A 19972-nucleotide genomic window follows, 5' to 3' on the forward strand; every position below is an offset into this window, starting at 1 on the left:
GTGGCATTCTGTGCGATCTACCCCAAGGTGGTGACTGTGATGCGGCGATTTTCGCTGCCCATCGCCGTGGCCGTGGCGGCCACGCTTGCGGCCGGCGCGGCGGCATGCAGTGACAAGAGCGACGCGAAGATGCCGCCGATGAAGCTGACCCCGTCGGCGCACGGTTCGCCGTCGGCGCGAGTGGAGGCGGCCAAGGAGCCGATCACCATCGCGTTCGCCGGCGACACGCACTTCTACGCCCAGCTCACCGCCCGGCTGGCCAACCCGCGCACCGCGCTCGGGTCGACCATCCCGTGGTTGAAGAAGGCCGACTTCACCATCGCCAACCTCGAGACGGCGATCACCACGCGAGGGACGAAGGCCCCCAAGCAGTACAACTTCCGCGCACCCGCCAGCGCGTTCACCGCGCTCAAGGCGGCCGGCATCGACGTGGTGTCCATGGCCAACAACCACGGGATGGACTACGGCCGGGTGGGCCTCGCCGACTCGCTCGCGGCGATCAAGCGATCCGGCTACCCGGTCGTCGGCATCGGCAAGAACGCCGCCGAGGCGTACAAGCCGTACTACGCGACGGTCAAGGGCACCCGGATCGCGGTGATCGGCGCGACGCAGGTGCTCGACGACAACCTGATCAGCGCCTGGTCGGCCACGAACACCCAGGGCGGCCTCGCCTCGGCCAAGAACGCCCCGCGCCTGGTCCAAGAGGTGCGCAAGGCGCGTAAGCAGGCCGACGCGGTCATCGTCTACCTGCACTGGGGCCAGGAGCTCCAGCCATGCCCGCTGCCGCGCCAGAAGCACCTCGCGAACCAGCTCGTCCACGCGGGCGCCGACGTGATCGTCGGCGGCCACGCCCACATACCGCTGGGCGGCGGGTTCTTCCACGGCCGCTACATCGACTACGGCCTGGGCAACTTCTTCTTCTACGCCGCCAGCGGGAAGACCGCCGACACCGGGATCCTCGAGCTGACGCTCAGCGGGCGCAAGGTGCTCAAGGCGCAGTGGCGGCCCGGAACGATCTCCGGCGGCGTGCCCCGGCTGCTCACCGGCTCCGCGCGGGTGCGGGCACTGAGCAAGTGGAACGCCCTACGCGGCTGTACGGGGCTGACCGCCCGGCCCTGACGCGGCGACGAGGTTGTCTCCGTAGAAGGCCGCGAGTCTCTCGACGGCCTGGCCGACGTGCTCGGGCCGGTCGTACAGGTCATAGTGACTTGCGCCGTCGATGACGAACAGGTCCTTCTCGCAGGTCGCCCGTTGGAAGAGTTCGTGTCCGTCCTGGTAGGAACCGAACTCTCCGAGTCTGTTCCCCACGATGATCTGCAGAGGCTGCGTCAACAGCTCTTCCACCAGGTGAAAGGCGTCGAACGCGAGCACTGATGCCACGCTGGTGAAACGGAGCTGATTGGCCGCCCGCTCGTGCCGGCCTCGCGGAGTCCGGTAGTAGTCGACGGCCTCGAGCGAATCGAGACCGGTGATACCTGCCTCCTCCGCCTCTTTCGGGCTGTTGGGAATCCAGTTCGTGATCAGTGGTTCTCCTCCGCGGGCCTCCAACGTGCGCTGCCTCCCGACCGCTTCCAGCATTTCGATCGCGGAGCCCGCACCACCGGCTTCCCGGCGGGCTCTGCCGATGTTGACCGCCGCGACCGTGCCGACCGCCCTGATGCGGTGTTCCGTCATGGCCGCGTTGACCGCGTACCCACCTCCGGCGCAGATGCCGAGTACGCCGATCCGGTTTTCATCGACATAGCTCAGCGTCGTCAGGAAGTCGACGGCGCATCGAATGTCCTCCACGCGGGCGGCCGGGCGCTCCACATGTCTCGGCTCGCCGCCGCTTTCGCCCTGGAAGGAGGCGTCGAAGGCGAGCGCCACGTATCCCTTGTCCGCCATGCGTGCGGCATAGATTCCCGCCGTCTGCTCTTTCACGCTGCTTCCCGGATGGACGCAGACGATCGCCGCGTATTTCTTGCTCTCCTCGAAGTCGTCGGGAACATGGATCACCCCCGCGATGTCGAGGCTTCCGTTCTTGAAACTGATATTCCTCATTGCGGACCTTGCCTTCGGCTACTGCGTTTCACTGCTCCGAAGGCGAGTCTGGCCGCGTCGCGGCGGACTGTGAATGCTCGAGAGTGGTGGATTCTTGCGCTAGAGTCCGGCGGATGATGCCGGACCCTCTCTCCGAGATGCTCGCGCTGGTCGACGCCCGCTGCCTGATCACCGGCGAGCTCCGAGCCGGTGGAGAGTGGGCGTTCCGGTTCCAGCCCGATGTCCAGGTCAAGCTGGACGCCATCGTCCGGGGCTCCTGCTGGCTGATCGTCGATGACGGCCCTCCGTCGCGACTCGTCGCCGGAGACGCCGTCGTGTTCAACGGTGTCGGCTCCGCGGTGCTCTGCAGCGACCCGCGGCTACGGTCCGAGGCGACGGAGGTCCTCGCCGCGAAGGACGATTCGTGCAGTCGGCTCGGCAGCGGCGACGAGGTCGCGATCATCGGTGGGCACGTGGACCTCGACCCGGCCGCGGCGGGTCTCTTCACCTCGGCTCTGCCCAGCGTGACCCACGCGAGCGCGTCCAGCGCCGAGGCGGCGGAGATGCGTCACCTGCTCGAGCGGATCATGGAGGAGACCGAGAGCGCCCACCCGGGCGCACGCTTCGCCATCGATCAGCACGCGCAGCTCCTTCTGCTCCAGGTCCTTCGCATCGGCCTTCGACGTGACGCCGCCTCACACCCTGGCTGGCTTCGCCTGCTCTCGGATCCGCAACTGCGTCCGGCCGTGTCTCTCATGCATGCCGACCCCGCCCGCTCCTGGGGGCTCGCCGACCTGGCGACGGCCGCGGGGATGTCGCGCAGTCATTTCGCCCACCGGTTCCGCGAGGTCTCGGGCCAACCTCCGCTCACCTACCTGTCGCACTGGCGTGTCCGCCTCGCCTCGCGGGCCCTCCGCGAATCCGACACGACGGTCGCCACACTGGCCGAGCGCCTCGGGTACGCCTCGGAGAGCTCATTCAGCCACGCGTTCTCCCGCATCGTCGGCGTGTCCCCGAGCCGGTATCGACGCGGTACGGGGCCGGCCGTCCGGTCCTGAGGCGGCGATCAGGTCGCGGTACCACGCGTAGGAGGTGCGCGGTGTCCGGCGCTGCGTCGCGTAGTCGACGTGGACGAGGCCGAACCTCGGGTGGTAGCCCTCGGCCCACTCGAAGTTGTCCAGGAGCGACCAGACGTAGTAGCCGCGCACGTCAACGCCGTCGTGCATCGCGGCACGTACGGCGTCGACGTGGGCGGACAGGTAGTCGATGCGCGGCCGGTCGTCGAGCGCCTCGTCGTAGGAGCAGCCGCTCTCGGTGATCTGGATCGGCGGTAGCGCGTCGCCGTACCGGCTCTTCAGCGTGGTCAGCAGCCGGTGGAGCGCTTCGGGGACGACCGGCCAGCCCATCCCGGTCACCGGCGGCGACCCCGGCACCTCGGTCATCGTGAACGGCAGCACGTCACCCTCGGCGGGCGCCGCGATGCCGACCGGGTTGTAGTAGTTGACACCCAGGACGTCGATGGGCGCGGAGACGACCGCGAGGTCGCCGTCGCGTACGTGCGGCAGCTCCGCGCCGAGGTCCGGGTAGCCGCCGCGCAGGAGCGGGTCGGTGAACTGCCAGTTCAGCAGGTTGTCGAACGCCTCAGTGGCGGTGGCGTCCTCCGGTCGGTCGCTCGCCGGCTGCCCGGGCGTGTAGTTGTTGGTGATCCCGATCGACCGGGCGCCGGCGCCGCGCAGCGCCTCCACGGCGAGGCCGTGCCCGAGGAGCTGGTGGTGCGCGACGGGCAGCGCGCCGAGCATGAGTGCCCGGCCGGGGGCGTGCACGCCGAACGCGTAGCCGTAGGCCATGACGACCGTCGGCTCGTTCAGGGTTATCCACAGCGCGACGCGGTCGGCCAGCCGTTCGGCGACGATCGCGGCGTACTCGGCGAACCGCGCGGCCGTGTCGCGGTTCAGCCATCCGCCGGCGTCCTCGAGCGGCTGGGGGAGGTCCCAGTGGAACAGCGTCGCCGTGGCGTTCAGGCCGCGCTCGGCGAGCCCGTCCACGAGCCGGTCGTAGAAGTCCAGACCCTTGGTGTTGACCGGCCCGGACCCGTCCGGCTGCACGCGCGGCCACGCGATGGAGAACCGGTACGCGTTCGCACCCAGGCCCGCGATCAGGTCGAGGTCCTCGGGCCAGCGGTGATAGTGGTCGCAGGCGACGTCGGCGTGGTGGCCGTCGCGGATCCGTCCCGGTTCGCGGCAGAAGGTGTCCCAGACCGAGACGCCCCGGCCGTCCTCACCGGTCGCTCCCTCGATCTGGAACGCCGCCGTGGCGACACCCCACTGGAACTCGGACGGCGACCCCAGGACCGGTGTCATCGCGACCTCCCGGAAATGTGAGGAGGTTTCGGATCCTACGGGGCCGGTGTGCCACTGGAAAAGGCATGATTGTGGGTGTGACGACGGATACCTCGGCACTGAGGCGCCGGCCCGCTCAGCGACGCAGCGCCGAACGGGTGCAGCGCATGCTCGACGCCTGCGCGGACATCCTGGAGGAGAACGGCTACGACGGCCTCTCCACGACCAAGGTCGCCCAGCGCGCGGACGTCGCGATCGGCTCGGTCTACCAGTTCTTCCCCGACAAGCGGGCGATCGCGCAGCAACTCGCCCTGCGCAACCTGGAGATGTTCGGCGAGCGGGTGGCCCGCGCCCTGGCCGAGGGCGACTTCCCGCACTGGTACGACGCGGTCGGCACGGTCATCGAGATCTTCGTGGACATGCACCGCACCGTCCCCGGCTTCCGGGTGCTGCGCTTCGGCGACATCGCCGACGTCCGCCTCCTGGCCGACGGCGAGGAGAACAACGCGGTCGTCGCCGACCGCCTGCGCGCCCTCCTGGTCGAGGCGTTCGCAGTACCCGACACCGAGGAGTTCTCCCGCGCCCTCGCGGTAGCGGTGGAGGCCGCCGACGCGGTGCTGAAACTGGCCTTCCGCATCGAACGCGACGGCGACCCGGCCCTGCTCGCGGAAGCCGAACAGCTGATCACGGGCTACCTGGCCCGCCACTTCGAACCCTGAGCGAGCCCTGACGGGCGAGCCCTGGTGAGGGGTCCCCTCACCGTGCCAGAGCAGGGTCCGGGGGCCCCTCACAAGCGGCTGATCCGGCCCCGGCGGGCCGGATCAGCCGCGTCAGACGCGTCAGCGGCGGACGAGGCGCCACACGCCGGGCAGGAGGCCCGCGGCGAGTAGCACCTTCAGTGCGTCACCGATGAGGAACGGGCGGACGCCCATCGACAGGGCGGAGCCGAAGCCGGAGTGGGTCATGGCCATCAGCCACGGCACGCCGACGGCGTAGATGAGGACGGTGCCCAACGTCATCGTCAGGACGGTGCGCAGCGGCGAACGGTCACCGCCACGCGCGGCCAGGGCGCCCACAGCCGCGCCCGCGAGTACGAACCCGAGGATGTAGCCGAACGAGGCGAAGTGCCAGCCGGAGGGGGCGCCCGGGGCGAACCACGGCACACCGAGCGCGCCCGCGAGCGCGTACAGGGCCATCGCGATGGCCGAGCGGTTCAGCCCGAGCGCGGCGCCGGAGAGCAGCACGGCGAACGTCTGCCCGCTCACCGGCACCGGGGTACCCGGCACCGGCACACTGATCTGCGCGGCGATGCCGACGAACGCGGCCGCGCCGAGGACGAGAGCGACGTCACGGACGAGGCGGCCCGGGACGAGGTCGCCGAGCACCGCCGGACGTGCCACTGCAGCCTGGGTGTTGGACACGTGGAACCTTCCTTTCGGGGGCTAACCGGACAATTGTCGCCCGAGCCGGTGGGCAAGGCGCTCGGCGGCCCCGCCAAATATCCGTGCTCACCGTTTGTGCGGCGACGCCTACCGGTCATCAACCTCGGCCGCTCCGGGGACGAAGGGTCGTACGGCGTATGAGGACGCGGCGCATCGTGCCGTATGTCTACCTTCAGGGCATGGCCCACGATCTCCAGTTCGACCCTGACCGGCCCGATGTCTGGATCTGGCTACAGGCCTGGTACGTCGCCCAGTGCGACGGCGATTGGGAACACGGCCACGGAATCACCATCACGACTCTGGACAATCCGGGCTGGCACGTGACCATCGACCTCACGGACACCGGCGTCGCGCCCGAGGCCTACACCCGCCGCGAAGTCCGCCGCAGCGAAGACGACTGGTGCATCACCTGGACCGAGAACGCCACCTTCCAAGCCGCCTGCGGACCCGCCAACCTGGCCGAAGCCATCCACGAATTTCGCCTCTGGACGACCAGCCAGGCCCAAGGCTCATTCATCGTTGACGGGTCGTGAATCGCTCGCAGCGCCCGGGTAGCCTCGGCTCGTGGTGAGTGAAGTGATCCCTGATCGGGCCACCGCGTACGGCGAGCGTGTTCGTCGGCGGCTTACCGAGGAGATGGCGATCTGGCTGACGACCGTCGGGCGTGACGGCACTCCGCAGCCGAATCCCGTCGGGTTCCTCTGGGACGGCGGGGACAGCGTGCTGATCTACAGTCAGGCGAACGCCCGGCGGCTCGCGAACATCCGGCGGCAGCCGCGGGTCTCGCTCAACTTCGACGGTAACGGCGGCGACGACATCGTCGTGCTCACCGGCACCGCCGAAATCCTGGACGGCCACCCGGCGGTGCCCGACAACCCCGCGTGGCTGGAGAAGTACGGCGCGGCCATCAACGCGCGGTTCGGTGACGCCGCGAGCTTCGCGGAGAGGTTCTCGGTGCCGGTCCGCATCCACCTCACCCGCGTCCGCGGCTTCTGACGCGCCTGGTCATCGCCCTCGAGGCCGCCGGGCGCGATGGCGTGCAGGCCCGCGACGAGTTCGTCGCCGAACGCGGCCGCCAGATCCAGGCCATGCTCGACCGCGCCCGTACGCGCGGCGAACACCCGCCCGAGGGCCTGGACGTCCTCGACCACGTCCTGGCCCCGATGTACATCCGCGTCCTGTTCGGAGCGGGGCCGCTCACCCCCGAGTACGCCGACACTCTCGTCGACCGCCTTCTCCACATCGCCCGGCCGGGCGCGACCTCGGTGGACCGCTGAGGCACTCCCAGCGCTTCCGCGTCGGCCGCGAAATAAAGTTGCTTCCGGCAACCAAATGATGGATACTTGCCTCAGGCAACCAAACGCCGTGTGGTCGCCGGGGCATCAGAGGACGGGTGCCCCGAGCCGCTCACGCGGCCGGGCCGACCGGAAGTGGTGATCAGGACCCACCGTCGCACCGTCGGTTGCCGGCAGGCACGTCGCTGAGCTCTTCGGCCCCCTCGCCGGGCTCACGCGAGCAGCCGCCACGTAGCGAACACCGTCCCCACCCCGGACTCTTCGGGCGGAAAGGAGTTTGATGGCAACCGCAGCACCGGCCGAGGTGCGGGCGGCGGCACCGGATTCAGGTGTCCCGATGTCCCATCGGCAGATCATGGAAGCTCTATCCGGGCTGCTGCTCGGCCTGTTCGTGACGATCCTGTCGTCCACCGTCGTGTCGAACGCGCTGCCGACGATCATCGCCGATCTGCACGCGAGCCAGACCACCTACACCTGGGTGATCACCGGGACGCTGCTCTCGATGACGATCACGACCCCGATCTGGGGCAAGCTCGCCGACCTGGTGAGCAAGAAACTCCTGATCCAGCTCGCCCTGGTGATCTTCGTCGTCGGCTCGGCCATCGCCGGCCAGGCGCACAGCCCCGCGATGCTCATCGCGGCCCGGGTCGTTCAGGGCCTCGGCGCCGGTGGTCTCAGCGCCCTCGTTCAGGTGATCATGGCGGCGATGATCACGCCGCGTGAGCGTGGTCGCTACTCCGGCTACACGGGCGCGGTCTTCGCCCTGGCGACCGTCGGCGGCCCGCTCATCGGCGGTGTCATCGTCGACACCTCTTGGCTCGGCTGGCGGTGGTGCTTCTACGTGGGCGTGCCGTTCGCCGTCATCGCGCTGATCGTCCTGCAGAAGACCCTTCACCTGCCGGTGGCCAAGCGCAAGGTCAAGGTCGACTGGCTCGGCGCGACGCTGTTCTCCGGCGCGGCCGCCCTGCTGCTGCTCTGGGTCTCGTTCGCCGGTGACAAGTACGACTGGCTGTCGTGGCAGACCGCCGCGATGGTCGGCGGCGCGGTCGTCCTGGCGGTGCTGTTCGTCGTGGCGGAGACCTTCGCGAGCGAGCCGATCGTGCCGCTGAAGCTGTTCCGCATCCGCACGCTGTCCCTGTCCACGCTGGCCAGCCTCTTCGTCGGTGTCGCGATGTTCGGCGCGACGACCTTCCTCAGCCAGTACTTCCAGCTGGCCCGCGGCGACTCGCCGACGAAGGCGGGCCTCATGACGCTGCCGATGATCGGCGGCCTGGCCATCGCGTCGACGATCTCCGGGCGCATCGTCACCTCCACGGGACGCTGGAAGAGCATCCTGGTGCTCGGCGCCGCGGCGATGACCGTCGGGTACGCCCTGCTGAGCACGGTGCGCTACGACACCGCCTACTGGCAGGCCGCGGTCTTCATGTTCTGCGTCGGGGCGGGTCTGGGCATGACCATGCAGAACCTGGTGCTGTGCGTGCAGAACCAGGTCCGGCCGCAGGAGCTGGGCGTGGCCAGCTCGACCGTCTCCTTCTTCCGTTCGCTCGGCGGTGCGATCGGCGTCTCGGCGCTCGGCGCGGTACTGGGCAACCGCATCACCCACTACATGACGGAAGGCCTCGCGCGCATCGGCGTCCACGCCTCCGGAAACGGTGGCTCGCTCCCGAAGCTGTCCGCCCTTCCCGCCCCGGTCCGCCAGGTCGTCCAGGACTCCTACGGTCACGGCATCGGCAACGTCTTCATGTACGCCGCGCCGTGCGCGCTGATCGCGGTGATCGTGATCCTGTTCATCAAGGAGGTGCCGCTGCGCACGTCCAACGCCCAGGAGCCGCCGACCGGCGCGGCCCCCTCCATGCCCGTGACCGACGCCTCGGTGCGCGGCCGGCACGCCCAGCACCGGGAGCCGGAGCTGGTCTCCGCCGGCGTCCGGAACCCGATCCCGGCCAACGGCCAGGTCACCGCTCCGATGCAGGCGTACGCCTCGGCCGAGATGGGGCAGCCGCCTGCCGGCGGCATGATCCGCGGTCTCGTCCGCAACGGCGGTGCTCCGGTGCCCCACGCCGTGCTCACGCTGATCGACGTCAGCGGCCACCAGATCGGCCGCGCGACCACCGGCGCCGACGGGCGGTACGCCCTGCCTGCTCCCGGCAGCGGCACGTACGTGCTGATCGCCGCGGCGGGCGACCACGACCCGCAGGCCGCGACCCTCGTGGTCGGCGACCAGCCGGTCGACTTCGACGTGACGCTCAACGGTTCCGGCGGTCTGGCCGGGCTCGTCCGCAGCGTGGACGGCACCCCCATCGAGGGCGCGATGGTCGTCGTCACGGACGCACGCGGTGAGGTCGTCGCCGGTGGCACGACCGATACCGCCGGTGGCTTCCTCTTCCCGGCGGTGGTCCCCGGCGTCTACACGCTCGCGGTCAGCGCCACCACGTACCGGCCGGCCGCCATGCCGGTCGAGGTCGGCGGCGGCCAGATCCGCCAGGAGGTCGAACTCCTGCCGGGCATGCAGGTGCGCGGCACGATCCGAGCCGAGGGCCGCGGCCCGATTCCCGACGCGCGCGTCACGCTGCTCGACGCGGCCGGGAACGTCGTCGGCGTCACGACCACCGGCCCCGACGGAGAGTACGCCTTCACCGGCCTGACGGGCGGTCAGTACACCGTCACGGCCACCGGGTACCCGCTGGTGGCGAGCGGGATCCACCTGACCGGCCAGGGCGGCGACGCGCACGACCTGTGGCTCGGCCACCCCGCCGAATGACATGAGTCCGCCGGACCGCCCACCACCGGGGCGGTCCGGCGGAAACTCATCGGTCTCCGGGTATGAGGGCAGATGAAGGAACGATGACGGAAGGAATCACGGCCGTCCGCGAACACGAGGCCTACCAGGCGGTCGAGCACGAGCTCGGCGTGCTGTTCCGTCGCGCGCGGGCGCTGTCCACCGAGGTGGCACGCGAGGTGCACCCCGAGCTCGAGCCCGCGGCGTACGGACTGCTCATCGGCATGCACGACTGTGCCCGCTCGCGCCCCAGCGATCTGGCCGACTATTTCGGCGTCGGCAAGCCCACCATCAGCCGCCAGGTGAAGGTGCTCGAACAGCTCGGCCTGATCGAGCGCCGGCCTGACCCCGACGACGGCCGCGCCCACCTGCTGGTCCTCACCGATGAGGGGCGCCGGAGGGTGGAGATCGCCCGTGCCGCCCGGCAGAACCGCTTCCACGCGATGCTCGCCACCTGGCCGGCGGAGGACGTACGGGTGCTGGGCCGGATGCTCGCCCGGTTCAACGACCTCGCCGAGAGTAGGGCCTGCCATATCTGAGCGGGCGAGAGCGTCCGTCGCCGGGGCGGGTGATCAGAGCCAGCCCTGGCGCTGGGCGGTCTGGACGGCCTCGATGCGGTTGCGGGCGGAGGTCTTGCGGATCGCCGAGGACAGGTAGTTGCGCACCGTCCCCTCCGACAGGTGGAGGCGTACGGCGACGTCGCCGATCGTGGAGCCGTCGGCCGAGGCGGCGAGGACGTCGCGTTCACGGGGGGACAGCGGGTTGGGGCCGGCGCTCAGCGCGGCGGCGGCCAGGGCCGGGTCGATGACCCGTTCGCCCGCGAGCACGCGGCGGATCGCCGCCGCCAGTTCCTGCGCCGGGCTGTCCTTGACCAGGAACGCCGACGCGCCCGCCTCCATCGCACGCCGCAGGTAGCCCGGCCGGCCGAACGTCGTGAGGATGACGATCCGGCAGTCGGGCAGCGCCTCGCGCAGCGACGCGGCGGTGGTGATGCCGTCCTTGCCCGGCATCTCGATGTCGAGGAGTGCGACGTCGGGCCGCGTGCGCACGGCCACCGCGAGGGCCTCGTCGCCGTCGGCCGCCTCGCCGACCACCTCGATGTCGTCCTCGAGGTTCAGCAGGGTCGCGAGCGCACCCCGCACCATGCCCTGGTCCTCGGCGAGCACCACCCGGATCACGGGAGCGACTCTAGAGGACGGCACCACCTCAAGCCGACTCTTCGGCCGGCTCGCGCGGGGCCGGGGCCGTCAGCGGGGCGCGTACGGTCAGGCGGAAGCCGCCGTCCGGGCGGGGCCCGGCGTCGACGGTGCCGCCCGAGGCCGTGACCCGCTCGCTCAGCCCGCGCAGGCCGTTGCCGGCCGGCGTCTCACCGGTCGCGGCCTCACCCGCGCCGTCGTCGACGACCTCCAGGACGGCCGTGGCGTCCTGCCGCCGGACGCCGATCGTGGCGGTGTGGGCGTGCGCGTGCCGGACGATGTTGGTGACGCCCTCGCGTACGGCCCAGCCGAACAGGCCGTCGACCGGGTCGGGGAGCGGAGTGCCGGAGGCCTTGATGGTCAGCTCGACGTCGGCGGCGGCCAGCACGCTGCGGGCGTTCTCCAGCTCGTCGGTCAGGTTGCGCTGGCGGTAGCCGGAGATCGCCTCGCGTACGTCGGCGAGCGCCTGCCGGGCCACCGTCTCGATGTCGTGGATCTCGGCGACGCTGCGGTCCAGGTCGCGTTCGGCGAGCCGGGTGGCCACCTCGCTCTTGAGCACGATCAGCGAGAGCGTGTGCCCGAGCAGGTCGTGCAGGTCGCGGGCGATGCGCAGCCGCTCCTCGTTCGCGGCGAGGCGGGCGACCTCGCCGCGCGCCTCCCGTAGCTGGACGACGAGGACACGGCTGGAGCGGAAGGCCAGCATCAGGATGCCGATCGTCAGCGTCTCGAAGCTCAGCAGCGCCAGTGTGCCGCTGGGGGCACCGAGCGAGGCGCACATGACGAAGGTCAGCACGGTCGCGGCCAGGACGCCGCGCGCCGCCCACCGCATCGGGAGCGTCATGGCGCACGCCACGCCCAGGTAGATCGGCAGCCCGCACCACTGCACCCCGAACAGGACCGGGTACCCGATCGCCAGCGCGGTCGTGACGCCGAGCAGGACGTAGGTGCGCCGGTTCGTGCCGCCGGCCCAGGGGTTGTTCGCCAGCACGAGGCCGATGAAACAGGCGACGTAGGAGAGCAGCGCCGCCAGCCGCAGGGCGACGCCGCCGGTGGTGTGGCCGGGCCCGAAGATCGAGCCGCCCGGCCACAGAAACAGGTAGACCAGCCCGAGCAGGGTCCACAGCGCCCGCCGCTTCGGGTGCGCGTCGGTCTCCTGCTCGGGGTCGAACGGCATGAGAAGGCTCATCAGGACCGAACGGTAGCGCGGCGGTAGGCCGCGATGGCCAGGGCGCCGAGGACGACGGTCCAGCCGGCCAGGACGAGCGCGTCGGAGGCGGGCGGGACGTGCCCGGCGACGACGCTCCAGCCCAGCTCGACGAAGCGGTTCGAGGGCGTCCAGTGCGCGATGGTCCGCATCGTCTTGGGCAGGATGCTCACCGACATCCACATGCCGCCCAGGAGGGCCAGAAGCACGTAGCACGCCACGGTGAGCGGCTGCGCGGCGTCCGGGCCGACCAGAGAGCCGATCAGGGTGCCGAGCGCGGCGAACGGGAGCGAACCGATCCAGATCACGCCGATCAGCCCGGCCCACTCACCGGGGGACAGGTGAACGCCCTGGACCACGACGGCGACGAGCCCCACGAGGATGACGGAGGGCAGCGCCAGGCACATCGAGGCGAGCATCTTCGCGGTGATCACCGCCCACGGTCGCAGCGGGGTGACCTGGAGTTGCCGCAGCCAGCCGCTCCGGCGTTCGGCGGCGAGCCGTGCGCCGGTCGTGGTGAGCGACGCGCCCAGCGCGCCGTAGGCGGCCATCGAGACCAGCAGGTACGTCTTGGCGTCCAGCCCGGTGCCGGCGTCCACGTCATTCTTGGCGAAGATGTTGGACCACAGCAGGTAGAAGCCGACCGGGATGGCGACGGCGAAGAACACGAAGCGCCGGTCGCGGTACGTCCGCCGGATCTCCAGCGCGAGATAGCGAAGCATCGAAGGGGTCCTTTCGGAGGTCAGTTGTCGCCGGTGAGGGACAGGAACGCCTCTTCCAGGTCGGCGCCCTTGACCTCCAGGTCCCGCACCTCGACGCCGGAGGCGTACAGCGCCCGTACGGTCGCGTCGGGGTCGGTGGTGCGCAGCCGGACGGAGCCGGCGCGTACCTCGATGCCGGTCACGCCGGGGAGCGTGTCGAGCCCGGCCGTCGGCTGGTCGCCGATCGTGAAGCGCACCGTACGGCCGCCGGTGGCGGACTTGATCTCCTGGGCGGTCCCGTCGGCGACGACCCGGCCGCGGCTGATCACGATGACCCGGTCGGCGTTCTCGTCCGCCTCTTCCAAGTAGTGCGTGGCGAACAGGATGGTCCGGCCGCCCGCCGCGTACGCGCGCATGCTCGCCCAGAACGACCGCCGGGACTCGACGTCCATGGCCGCGGTCGGTTCGTCCAGCACCAGCAGCCGGGGTGCGCCCGCGACGGCGATCGCGAACTTCACCCGCTGGGCCTGCCCGCCGGACAGCCGGTCGACGCGGCGCTTGGCCAAAGGCGTGAGGTTCGCCAGCGAGAGCACCTCGTCGAGCGGCATCGGCTCGGGGTACAGGCCACGGACGAACTCGACGATCTCCCGTACGGTCAGCCCCGGGACGAGCGCGCCGTCCTGCGGCATCGCGCCGACCCACCCGGCGCGCACGGCCGCGTCCGGGCTCTGGCCGAAGACGGCGACCGTCCCGGCCGTGGGCCGCGCGAGGCCGAGGAGCATGTTGATGGAGGTGGACTTGCCGGCGCCGTTGGGACCCAGCAGCGCGACGGCCTGTCCCGCGGCGATCTCCAGGTCCAGAGTCTCGACGGCGCGGACGTCGCCGTAGCTCTTCGACACACCCGTGAAAGTGATCGCGTTCATGGGAACAACGCTAGGTTCGCGCAGCTCAGACGCGTAGTGTCGCGAATACCGGCTTCACGATGACATTTGTCATCCCCGGTCCCGTGACTTCGCTCGTACCACGGGACCGGGGGCGGCTCACCGGTGGGTGAACAGGGGGACCCAGCCGCCGTTCCGGTAGCCGGTCAGCGGGATGATCGTCTTGCCGTCGACGCTGACCAGGAGCAGGCGGTTGTGGAACTCCCCCTTGCCACGGCACTGCTTAGGGTCACAGCCCTTGGCGATGAGATGGGTGTCGTCGGCCCAGGCCAGGAGCTGTTCGACCGGCTGGGTGGCGACCTTCCGGCCCGTCGTCACGTCCGTCACCGCCGTCTGCGGGCCCGGCGGCGTGCCCTCGGTGGCGAGGTAGCGGCCGTTCGGCGACAGGCCGGCCTGCTGGAGCGTCTGGTCCTCGTGCGGCGGTGCGGGCCGCTGTGCACCGTTCAGGTCGTAGAAGACCTTGCTCGGCACCTGCAGGCGCGGCGCCCAGATCAGCTTCCCGTCGCGGCTCCAGTTGAAGTCCTGCCGCGTGTTCGGGTTCTCGGGGTCGTAGAGCAGGCTGTGGAAGTGCGCCTCGCCGGTCTTGGCGTCGACGACGATGAACCCGGTACGGGCGCCCGTCCCGGGCGCGCCCATGGCGTCGGGGTTCCGTGCGTACGTCGTCACGAGCAGCCGCCGCCCGTCCGGCGACCACGCCAGCCCGCCCGCCGCCGCGCGGAGCGTGATCCAGCGGGTGACCCGGTGCGTCTTCATGTTGATGAAGCCGAGCCGCGTGGTGGGCAGCGGACCGTCGAGCACGGCCGCCTGCCGCAGGCCCGGCGCCACGTCCACCCATCCCCAGGGCACCTTCTGGTACGTGCCGGTGGAGGTGTTGTAGAGGTACCAGGTGCGGGTGAACTTGCGCGGGTCGCCGTGACCGACGTAGTAGGCGGAGACGGCGACCTGGCCGGCGGCGACGAGACGCTGGGGCGGCGCGTCGTTCGGGTCGGTCCGCAGCGAGGTGTCCGTGGGCCTGGGACGTGCCGTCGTCGGATGCGGTCCGACCTGGACCCCGACCGTCACTCCGGCGACGACGATGAGCGCCATCACCGCCGCTGCGACCAGCACCGCCTTCGTGATCCGCCGCCCGGCGCGGCGCCGGCCCAGCGCCCGGTCGGCGAGCCCGGGTGGCACCCGTGCCTCGGCGGACCACTCGTCGAGGACCTTCCGTACGTAGGTCTCGGTGTTCACTGCCGGACCTCCTTCAAGGTCTCTTCCAGCTCGGGGGCCACGGCACGCAGGCGCGCGAGCGACCGGTGGGTGGTGCTGCGGACGGTGCCGACGCTGCAGTCGAGCAGCCGGGCGACCTCCGCCTCGGGCAGATCCTCGAAGAACCGGAGCACGAGCATGGCGCGCTGCCGGGGCGTCAGCCGCGCCAGCGCCGCCCGTACGGTCATCTTCAGGTCCACCGCGGACGTGCCGTCCTCGCGCGCCTCGTCGGGAGGCACGGCGACGTTGGTCTCGTGCCGGTGCCACTTGAGCCGCCACCAGCTCACCTGCTGGCGGTAGATCACCTGCCGGACGTATTTCTCCGGGCTGTCGACGGACCGCCAGCGCGCCGCCACCTTGGCGAGCGCCGTCTGCAGCAGGTCCTCGGCGGCGTGCTGGTCACCTCCGGTGAGCAGGAAGGCCATGCGCATCAGCGAAGGCGACCGCGCCTCCACGAACTCACGAAAGTCACGCTCGACCGTCGCGTCCATCGCCACCTCCGGGTCTGTCCCTACATCAGACGCGCGAAGGTGGTCGCGGCTATGTCATCCCCGCGAAAGTGCTCAACCCTCGAAAGTGCTCAGCGCTCCTGCGGCCGCGGCCGTACGAGACCCTTGTCGTAGGCGAAGATCACGAGCTGGACGCGGTCGCGGGCCTGGAGCTTGGTCATGATCCGGTGCACGTACGTCTTGGCGGTCGCCGGGCTGAGGTGGAGCGCGCCCGCGATCTCCTCGTTGGTGAGGCCGGCGGCGATCTGCTTGAGCACCTCGCGCTCGCGTTCGCTGAGGATGTCCAGCTCCGGCGTCGGCTCGGCGGGCGCGGGCTGCGCGGCGAACTCCCTGATCACCCGGCCCGTCAGGCCACGGCCCAGCAGACCCTCGCCGGAGGCGACCACCCGGATCGCGTCCAGCAACTCGTCGGGCGCGGTGTCCTTGAGCAGGAAGCCGGCCGCGCCCGCCCGCAGCGCGCCGAAGATGTAGTCGTCGTGCTCGAACGTGGTGAGGATCAGCACGTGCGCGCCGCGCAGCGCCGGGTCGTCGGTGATGCGGCGGGTCGCCTCGATGCCGTCCATCCCGGGCATCCGGATGTCCATGAGGATGACGTCCGGCGACGTCGCCCGCGCGCCTTCGACGGCCGCCTTGCCGTCGGCGGCCTCGGCGACCACGTGCATGTCCTCGGTCGAGTCGATGAGGAGCTTGAAACCGGCGCGTACGGTCGTCTGATCGTCGGCCAGCAGGACACGGATCGTCATGGACGGGACTCCTTCAAAGGCAGGCGGGCGTGCACGCGGAAGCCGCCGCCCGGCAGTGCCGTGGTGTTGAGACGCCCGCCGGTGGCGGCGACGCGCTCGCGCATGCCCTGAATACCCAGGCCGTACGAGGCCTGATCACTCATCTCGACCGGCCTGCCGTCATTGGTGACCGCGACGTCGAGGCTGTCCGGGGTGAAGGTGAGCGTCACCGCGACCTTCACGACGTCGCGGGCGTGGCGTTTGACGTTGGTGAGGCTCTCCTGGACGATCCGGTACACGGTGAACCCGACGATCGCCGGCACCGCGCAGCGCCGCCCCGACTCGTGCAAAGTCACCGGCAGACCGGCCGCCCGGCTCTGCTGCACCAGGTCGGGCAGGTCGTCCAGGCCGAGACCGGGACGCTTCAGCGGCTCGGCGGTGCCGCGCAACAGGCTCAGCGTCCTGCGGATCTCTCCCAGAGCCGAGTTGCTGACGCTGTTGATCGTCTCCAGCGCCTCACGGCCCGCCTTGGGATCCTCCTCGACGAACCGGGCGCTGACCGAGGAGGTCACGCTGATCGACATCAGCGCGTGCCCCACGATGTCGTGCAGCTCACGGGCGATGCGCAGGCGCTCCTCGGTGACCCGCCGGCGCGCCTCGTCCTCGCGCTCGCGCTCGGCCCGTTCGGCGCGCTCCTCCGCGCCCAGCACGTACGTGCGCTGGGTCCGCACCCACGCCCCGGCGAGCACGGCCAGCGGGACGGTCGCGAGGGTGCCGAGGTTCTCGTAGTTGTAGGAGGGGATCCGCTCGGAGACCTCCGCGACGACGAACCCGACGACCAGGGTGGCGATCGCCGTGATCAGCGCCCACCCGCGCCCGCAGTAACGGCCGACCGCGTAGAGAGCGACGAGGTCGGCGGGAGTCGCCGGATAGCTGCGGCGCAGGAGCACGCCGATGAAACCCGAGAGGATGAGGCAGACGATGACGGTGGGAATGGGGAAACGCTTTCGCGCCAGCAGTGCCCCTGCGGCCAGCGCGGAGAGAATGAGTGCTGGCACGCTATGCCCACGCCCGTGTAGATAGGGTAGATACACGGCGAAGACCCCGGCCGACAAAAGTAGGTCGGCAGGGGTGACCAGCCGTTTGGCCCTCAAGGTCGCCCCTTCGCAGCCACAGTCTGTTCCTTGGTCCGGGCCTGCCTCGCCAAACCTCGGCCCACCACCCAGTGAACCCCACGAACCCGCAAACCCGCAGGTCAACCGTGGTTGTACGGCGAAGTGTCACCCTGGGGTGGACGGCTGCACCCTCGTGGGCTACGTAACGTAGTGGTTGCAGGACCACAGACCAACAAAAAGGCCTGGCGCGTCGCGATGAATTGGGGGATTCAACGGGGGACGCGACGCGAAGGCCGTTCCCAGGGGCCTTGGATCTGTACCCGTCCAGGCCGCAGGAAGCGAGCGTTCGCGGGTCGGGACTTCTTTGGGGGAAGAAGTCGACCGCCCGCGGACGCTCGCATTCCGTTTTCTAGATCATTTCTTGGTGTGGTCCGGGAATCCTTGGGATTCCGCTCAGACTTTCGCGAGGACCTCGTACTTGACCGGGATGACCCCCGAGGCGAGGCCGCCCACCGCCTGCATCGCCGCGCTGGACAGGTCGAGGCAGCGTCCGGCGACGAACGGGCCCCGGTCGTTGATCCGCACGATCACCGAACGGTCGTTGTTGCGGTTGGTCACCCGGACCTTCGAGCCGATCGGCAGCGACCGGTGCGCCGCGGTGAGGTCGTCGGGACCGATCGACTCTCCATTCGAGGTCCGCCCTCCGCCCGTGCCGTAGTAGGACGCCTCGCAGGTGCCGTGCGCAAGGATCTTGGTGTGTCGCTTCTTCTTGGCGGCCGGTGCCGGTGCCGGAGTGTCGCTGGGCTCCGGTGTCGGCGAGGCGATCGGCGTACGGTCCTGGTCGCGGCTCGCCCGATCGAGCGGCCGCGGCGGGTCGGCCGCGGCGGCGCGGGCCTTCATCTGCGCCGACGAGGAGCCGGCCCCGGTCACCGCGACAGTGATCGCGGCGAGCGCGACCGCGGCGAGCCCGGCGGCGGCGATGAGAGCGGTACGGAGTCTCTTCGGTGTCTCAGTCTGGCGATGTCGGCCGGATCTACCCACAAAGGGGTCCTTTGGTCGGGGACAGGACATCGGGTCCCGGCGGCAGAACCGTCAGTCCCCGATCGGCGCGAGCCGTCCAGGCCCCGCGCACAAGTCCCCGACACTAGGGGCCCACGACGCATGGTCACGTCCAAGCCGCTGGTTTTTGTGCCCCATCTCACGGCGTATTGGCGCGGAAACGATGATCGTATTACTCACCGCAGGCGGAATGCGGTGTGATGGGGGAGCAGCCGCCCGGCCGGAGCCGACCGACCGCCACGCCGGGGAACCCGGGCTCCCCGGCCGAAGGGTCAGTCCTCGGAGCCCTGGGCGATGGCCTCGTGGACCTCCTCGCGGCGTACGGCCAGCTCCTGTTCGGCCTTGGCCCGGTCGACCTCTTCGGCGATGTCCTCGTCCTGCTTCATGAGCTGGACCAGGTCGGCCTTGGCGTGGTCGAGTACGCCCATGTCGGCGTAGGCCTGCTTCACCTTGTCGCCCCACAGCCCGATGTCGCGGACGCACGGGACGATGCGGGTGAACAGCAGCGACTGGTAGAGCTGGTAGATCGGGCCGTTGTCGACGAGGTCCATGCACTCCTTGACCGGCATGTCGAGCGTCTCGAAGATCTCCTTGCCCTTGAACCGGTCGCGCATGAGGTAACAGCCCTCGACGACGAACTCCTCGCGCTCGGCGCGCTCCTTGGAGCTCAGCTGCGCGTAGTAGTCCTTGAGCGCCAGCCGTCCGAACGCCACGTGCCGCGCCTCGTCCTGCATGACGTACGCGAGAAGCTGCTTGACGAGCGGGTTGGTGGACATGTCGCGGTAGACGCCGAAGGCGGCGAGCGCCAGGCCCTCGATGAGCACCTGCATGCCGAGGTAGGGCAGGTCCCAGCGGCCGTCGGACAGCGACTCCTCCAGGAGCTTGGCCAGGTCCTGGTTGATCGGGTAGTACATCCCGATCTTGTCCTGGATGAACTTGTTGTACAGCTCGACGTGGCGGGCCTCGTCCATGACCTGGGTCGCGGCGTAGAACTTCGAGTCCAGGTCGGGCACCGACTCCACGATGCGCGCGGCGACCGTCAGCGCGCCCTGCTCACCGTGCAGGAACTGGCTGAACAGCCAGGTGCCCTGGTGGCGGCCGAACTCATCGCGCGCCTCCTGCGGCATGCGCTCCCACAGGTCCGAGCCGGCCAGCGGGTTGAGCTCCTCGGGGAAGCCGGCGACGTTGTTCGTGTCGACGGGGATGTCCCAGTCGATGCGCTTCTGGGCGTCCCACTGCTTGTCCTTGCCCTTCTGGTAGAGCGACAGCAGCCGGTCGCGGCCGTCGTCGTACTCCCAGTTGAATCGCGCGGCCCCCGCGACGGGCACCTGCCACGTCGTCTCCGGTATCGGGGTCGTGTAGCGATCACGCATCGTCATGGGGGAACCTCCCGCGAAGCCGGG

Annotated in this window: 21 protein-coding genes; 8 read left to right on the forward strand and 13 right to left on the reverse strand. The window is 70.2% G+C overall.

Translation table 11 applies throughout. The features are described from left to right. Positions 1–39 precede the first annotated feature (39 nt). Positions 40–1119 carry a CapA family protein gene (locus tag ABEA10_RS31580; RefSeq protein WP_345470144.1) on the forward strand — a complete coding sequence of 360 codons (1080 nt, stop codon included), beginning with the start codon at positions 40–42 and terminating at the stop codon, positions 1117–1119. Here ABEA10_RS31580 and ABEA10_RS31585 read toward each other — a convergent pair. Continuing rightward, positions 1084–1995: an alpha/beta hydrolase gene (locus ABEA10_RS31585; protein ID WP_345470146.1), complete on the reverse strand. Its 912-nt coding sequence runs from the start codon at positions 1993–1995 to the stop codon at positions 1084–1086. The two genes, ABEA10_RS31580 and ABEA10_RS31585, sit on opposite strands and share 36 nt — an antisense overlap. Positions 1996–2153: 158 nt before the next feature. On the opposite strand from ABEA10_RS31585, the gene ABEA10_RS31590 reads away from it, so the two are divergent. Further along, complete coding sequence (locus ABEA10_RS31590) at positions 2154–3077, forward strand: AraC family transcriptional regulator (protein ID WP_345470148.1); 924 nt, start codon at positions 2154–2156, stop codon at positions 3075–3077. Here the strand turns inward: ABEA10_RS31590 and ABEA10_RS31595 are convergent. Next, entirely contained in the window at positions 2994–4379 is a 1386-nt protein-coding gene (locus tag ABEA10_RS31595) for a GH1 family beta-glucosidase (RefSeq protein ID WP_345470150.1), read from the reverse strand. The genes ABEA10_RS31590 and ABEA10_RS31595 overlap by 84 nt on opposite strands. Before the next feature lie 146 nt (positions 4380–4525). Between ABEA10_RS31595 and ABEA10_RS31600 the strand changes: the two genes are divergently transcribed. Further along, on the forward strand, positions 4526–5077 hold the full coding sequence (locus tag ABEA10_RS31600; RefSeq protein WP_345470261.1) for a TetR/AcrR family transcriptional regulator: 552 nt from the start codon (positions 4526–4528) through the stop codon (positions 5075–5077). A gap of 120 nt (positions 5078–5197) precedes the next feature. On the opposite strand, the gene ABEA10_RS31605 is transcribed toward ABEA10_RS31600, so the two are convergent. Then, the gene (locus ABEA10_RS31605) at positions 5198–5779 is read right to left on the reverse strand and encodes a biotin transporter BioY (RefSeq protein ID WP_345470152.1); all 582 of its coding nucleotides are present in this window, start codon (positions 5777–5779) and stop codon (positions 5198–5200) included. Positions 5780–5979: 200 nt separating this feature from the next. Here ABEA10_RS31605 and ABEA10_RS31610 point away from each other — a divergent pair, with 200 nt between their 5' ends. From ABEA10_RS31610 to ABEA10_RS31630, 5 genes are all read left to right on the forward strand, one after another. Then, a complete protein-coding gene (locus ABEA10_RS31610) occupies positions 5980–6333 on the forward strand; it encodes an immunity 53 family protein (RefSeq protein ID WP_345470154.1) in 354 nt (117 codons plus the stop codon). 34 nt (positions 6334–6367) lie between these two features. Beyond that, positions 6368–6796, forward strand: a complete 429-nt coding sequence (locus ABEA10_RS31615) for a TIGR03667 family PPOX class F420-dependent oxidoreductase (RefSeq protein ID WP_345470156.1) — start codon at positions 6368–6370, stop codon at positions 6794–6796. Between the two features lie 41 nt (positions 6797–6837). After that, complete coding sequence (locus ABEA10_RS31620) at positions 6838–7077, forward strand: TetR-like C-terminal domain-containing protein (protein ID WP_345470157.1); 240 nt, start codon at positions 6838–6840, stop codon at positions 7075–7077. Positions 7078–7432: 355 nt separating this feature from the next. Continuing rightward, complete coding sequence (locus tag ABEA10_RS31625) at positions 7433–9856, forward strand: MFS transporter (protein ID WP_345470159.1); 2424 nt, start codon at positions 7433–7435, stop codon at positions 9854–9856. Between the two features lie 83 nt (positions 9857–9939). Further along, positions 9940–10413, forward strand: coding sequence for a MarR family winged helix-turn-helix transcriptional regulator (locus tag ABEA10_RS31630; RefSeq protein WP_345470161.1), 474 nt, complete (start codon positions 9940–9942; stop codon positions 10411–10413). Positions 10414–10446: 33 nt separating this feature from the next. Here ABEA10_RS31630 and ABEA10_RS31635 read toward each other — a convergent pair whose 3' ends face one another. From ABEA10_RS31635 to ABEA10_RS31680, 10 genes are all read right to left on the reverse strand, one after another. After that, positions 10447–11052 (reverse strand): response regulator transcription factor, encoded by a 606-nt coding sequence (locus tag ABEA10_RS31635; RefSeq protein WP_345470163.1) that lies wholly within the window; start codon positions 11050–11052, stop codon positions 10447–10449. Positions 11053–11080: 28 nt separating this feature from the next. Next, the gene (locus tag ABEA10_RS31640) at positions 11081–12256 is read right to left on the reverse strand and encodes a sensor histidine kinase (protein ID WP_345470164.1); all 1176 of its coding nucleotides are present in this window, start codon (positions 12254–12256) and stop codon (positions 11081–11083) included. After that, positions 12256–12996, reverse strand: coding sequence for an ABC transporter permease (locus ABEA10_RS31645; RefSeq protein WP_345470165.1), 741 nt, complete (start codon positions 12994–12996; stop codon positions 12256–12258). Before ABEA10_RS31645 ends, ABEA10_RS31640 begins: the two co-directional genes overlap by 1 nt. 20 nt (positions 12997–13016) lie before the next feature. After that, a complete protein-coding gene (locus ABEA10_RS31650) occupies positions 13017–13898 on the reverse strand; it encodes an ABC transporter ATP-binding protein (RefSeq protein WP_345470167.1) in 882 nt (293 codons plus the stop codon). Positions 13899–14015: 117 nt separating this feature from the next. Beyond that, the gene (locus tag ABEA10_RS31655) at positions 14016–15146 is read right to left on the reverse strand and encodes a hypothetical protein (RefSeq protein WP_345470169.1); all 1131 of its coding nucleotides are present in this window, start codon (positions 15144–15146) and stop codon (positions 14016–14018) included. After that, positions 15143–15655: a SigE family RNA polymerase sigma factor gene (locus tag ABEA10_RS31660; RefSeq protein ID WP_329247990.1), complete on the reverse strand. Its 513-nt coding sequence runs from the start codon at positions 15653–15655 to the stop codon at positions 15143–15145. The genes ABEA10_RS31655 and ABEA10_RS31660 overlap by 4 nt, the downstream gene beginning before the upstream one ends. An 89-nt stretch (positions 15656–15744) precedes the next feature. After that, positions 15745–16416, reverse strand: coding sequence for a response regulator transcription factor (locus tag ABEA10_RS31665; protein ID WP_329247988.1), 672 nt, complete (start codon positions 16414–16416; stop codon positions 15745–15747). Continuing rightward, on the reverse strand, positions 16413–17654 hold the full coding sequence (locus tag ABEA10_RS31670; protein ID WP_425550984.1) for a sensor histidine kinase: 1242 nt from the start codon (positions 17652–17654) through the stop codon (positions 16413–16415). Before ABEA10_RS31670 ends, ABEA10_RS31665 begins: the two co-directional genes overlap by 4 nt. Before the next feature lie 309 nt (positions 17655–17963). Further along, positions 17964–18551, reverse strand: a complete 588-nt coding sequence (locus ABEA10_RS31675) for a septal ring lytic transglycosylase RlpA family protein (RefSeq protein ID WP_345470174.1) — start codon at positions 18549–18551, stop codon at positions 17964–17966. Positions 18552–18841: 290 nt separating this feature from the next. Beyond that, complete coding sequence (locus ABEA10_RS31680; RefSeq protein ID WP_345470175.1) at positions 18842–19948, reverse strand: ferritin-like domain-containing protein; 1107 nt, start codon at positions 19946–19948, stop codon at positions 18842–18844. Positions 19949–19972 lie beyond the last annotated feature (24 nt).

The organism is Actinoallomurus oryzae, from assembly GCF_039541955.1.
GTDB lineage: Bacteria > Actinomycetota > Actinomycetes > Streptosporangiales > Streptosporangiaceae > Actinoallomurus > Actinoallomurus oryzae.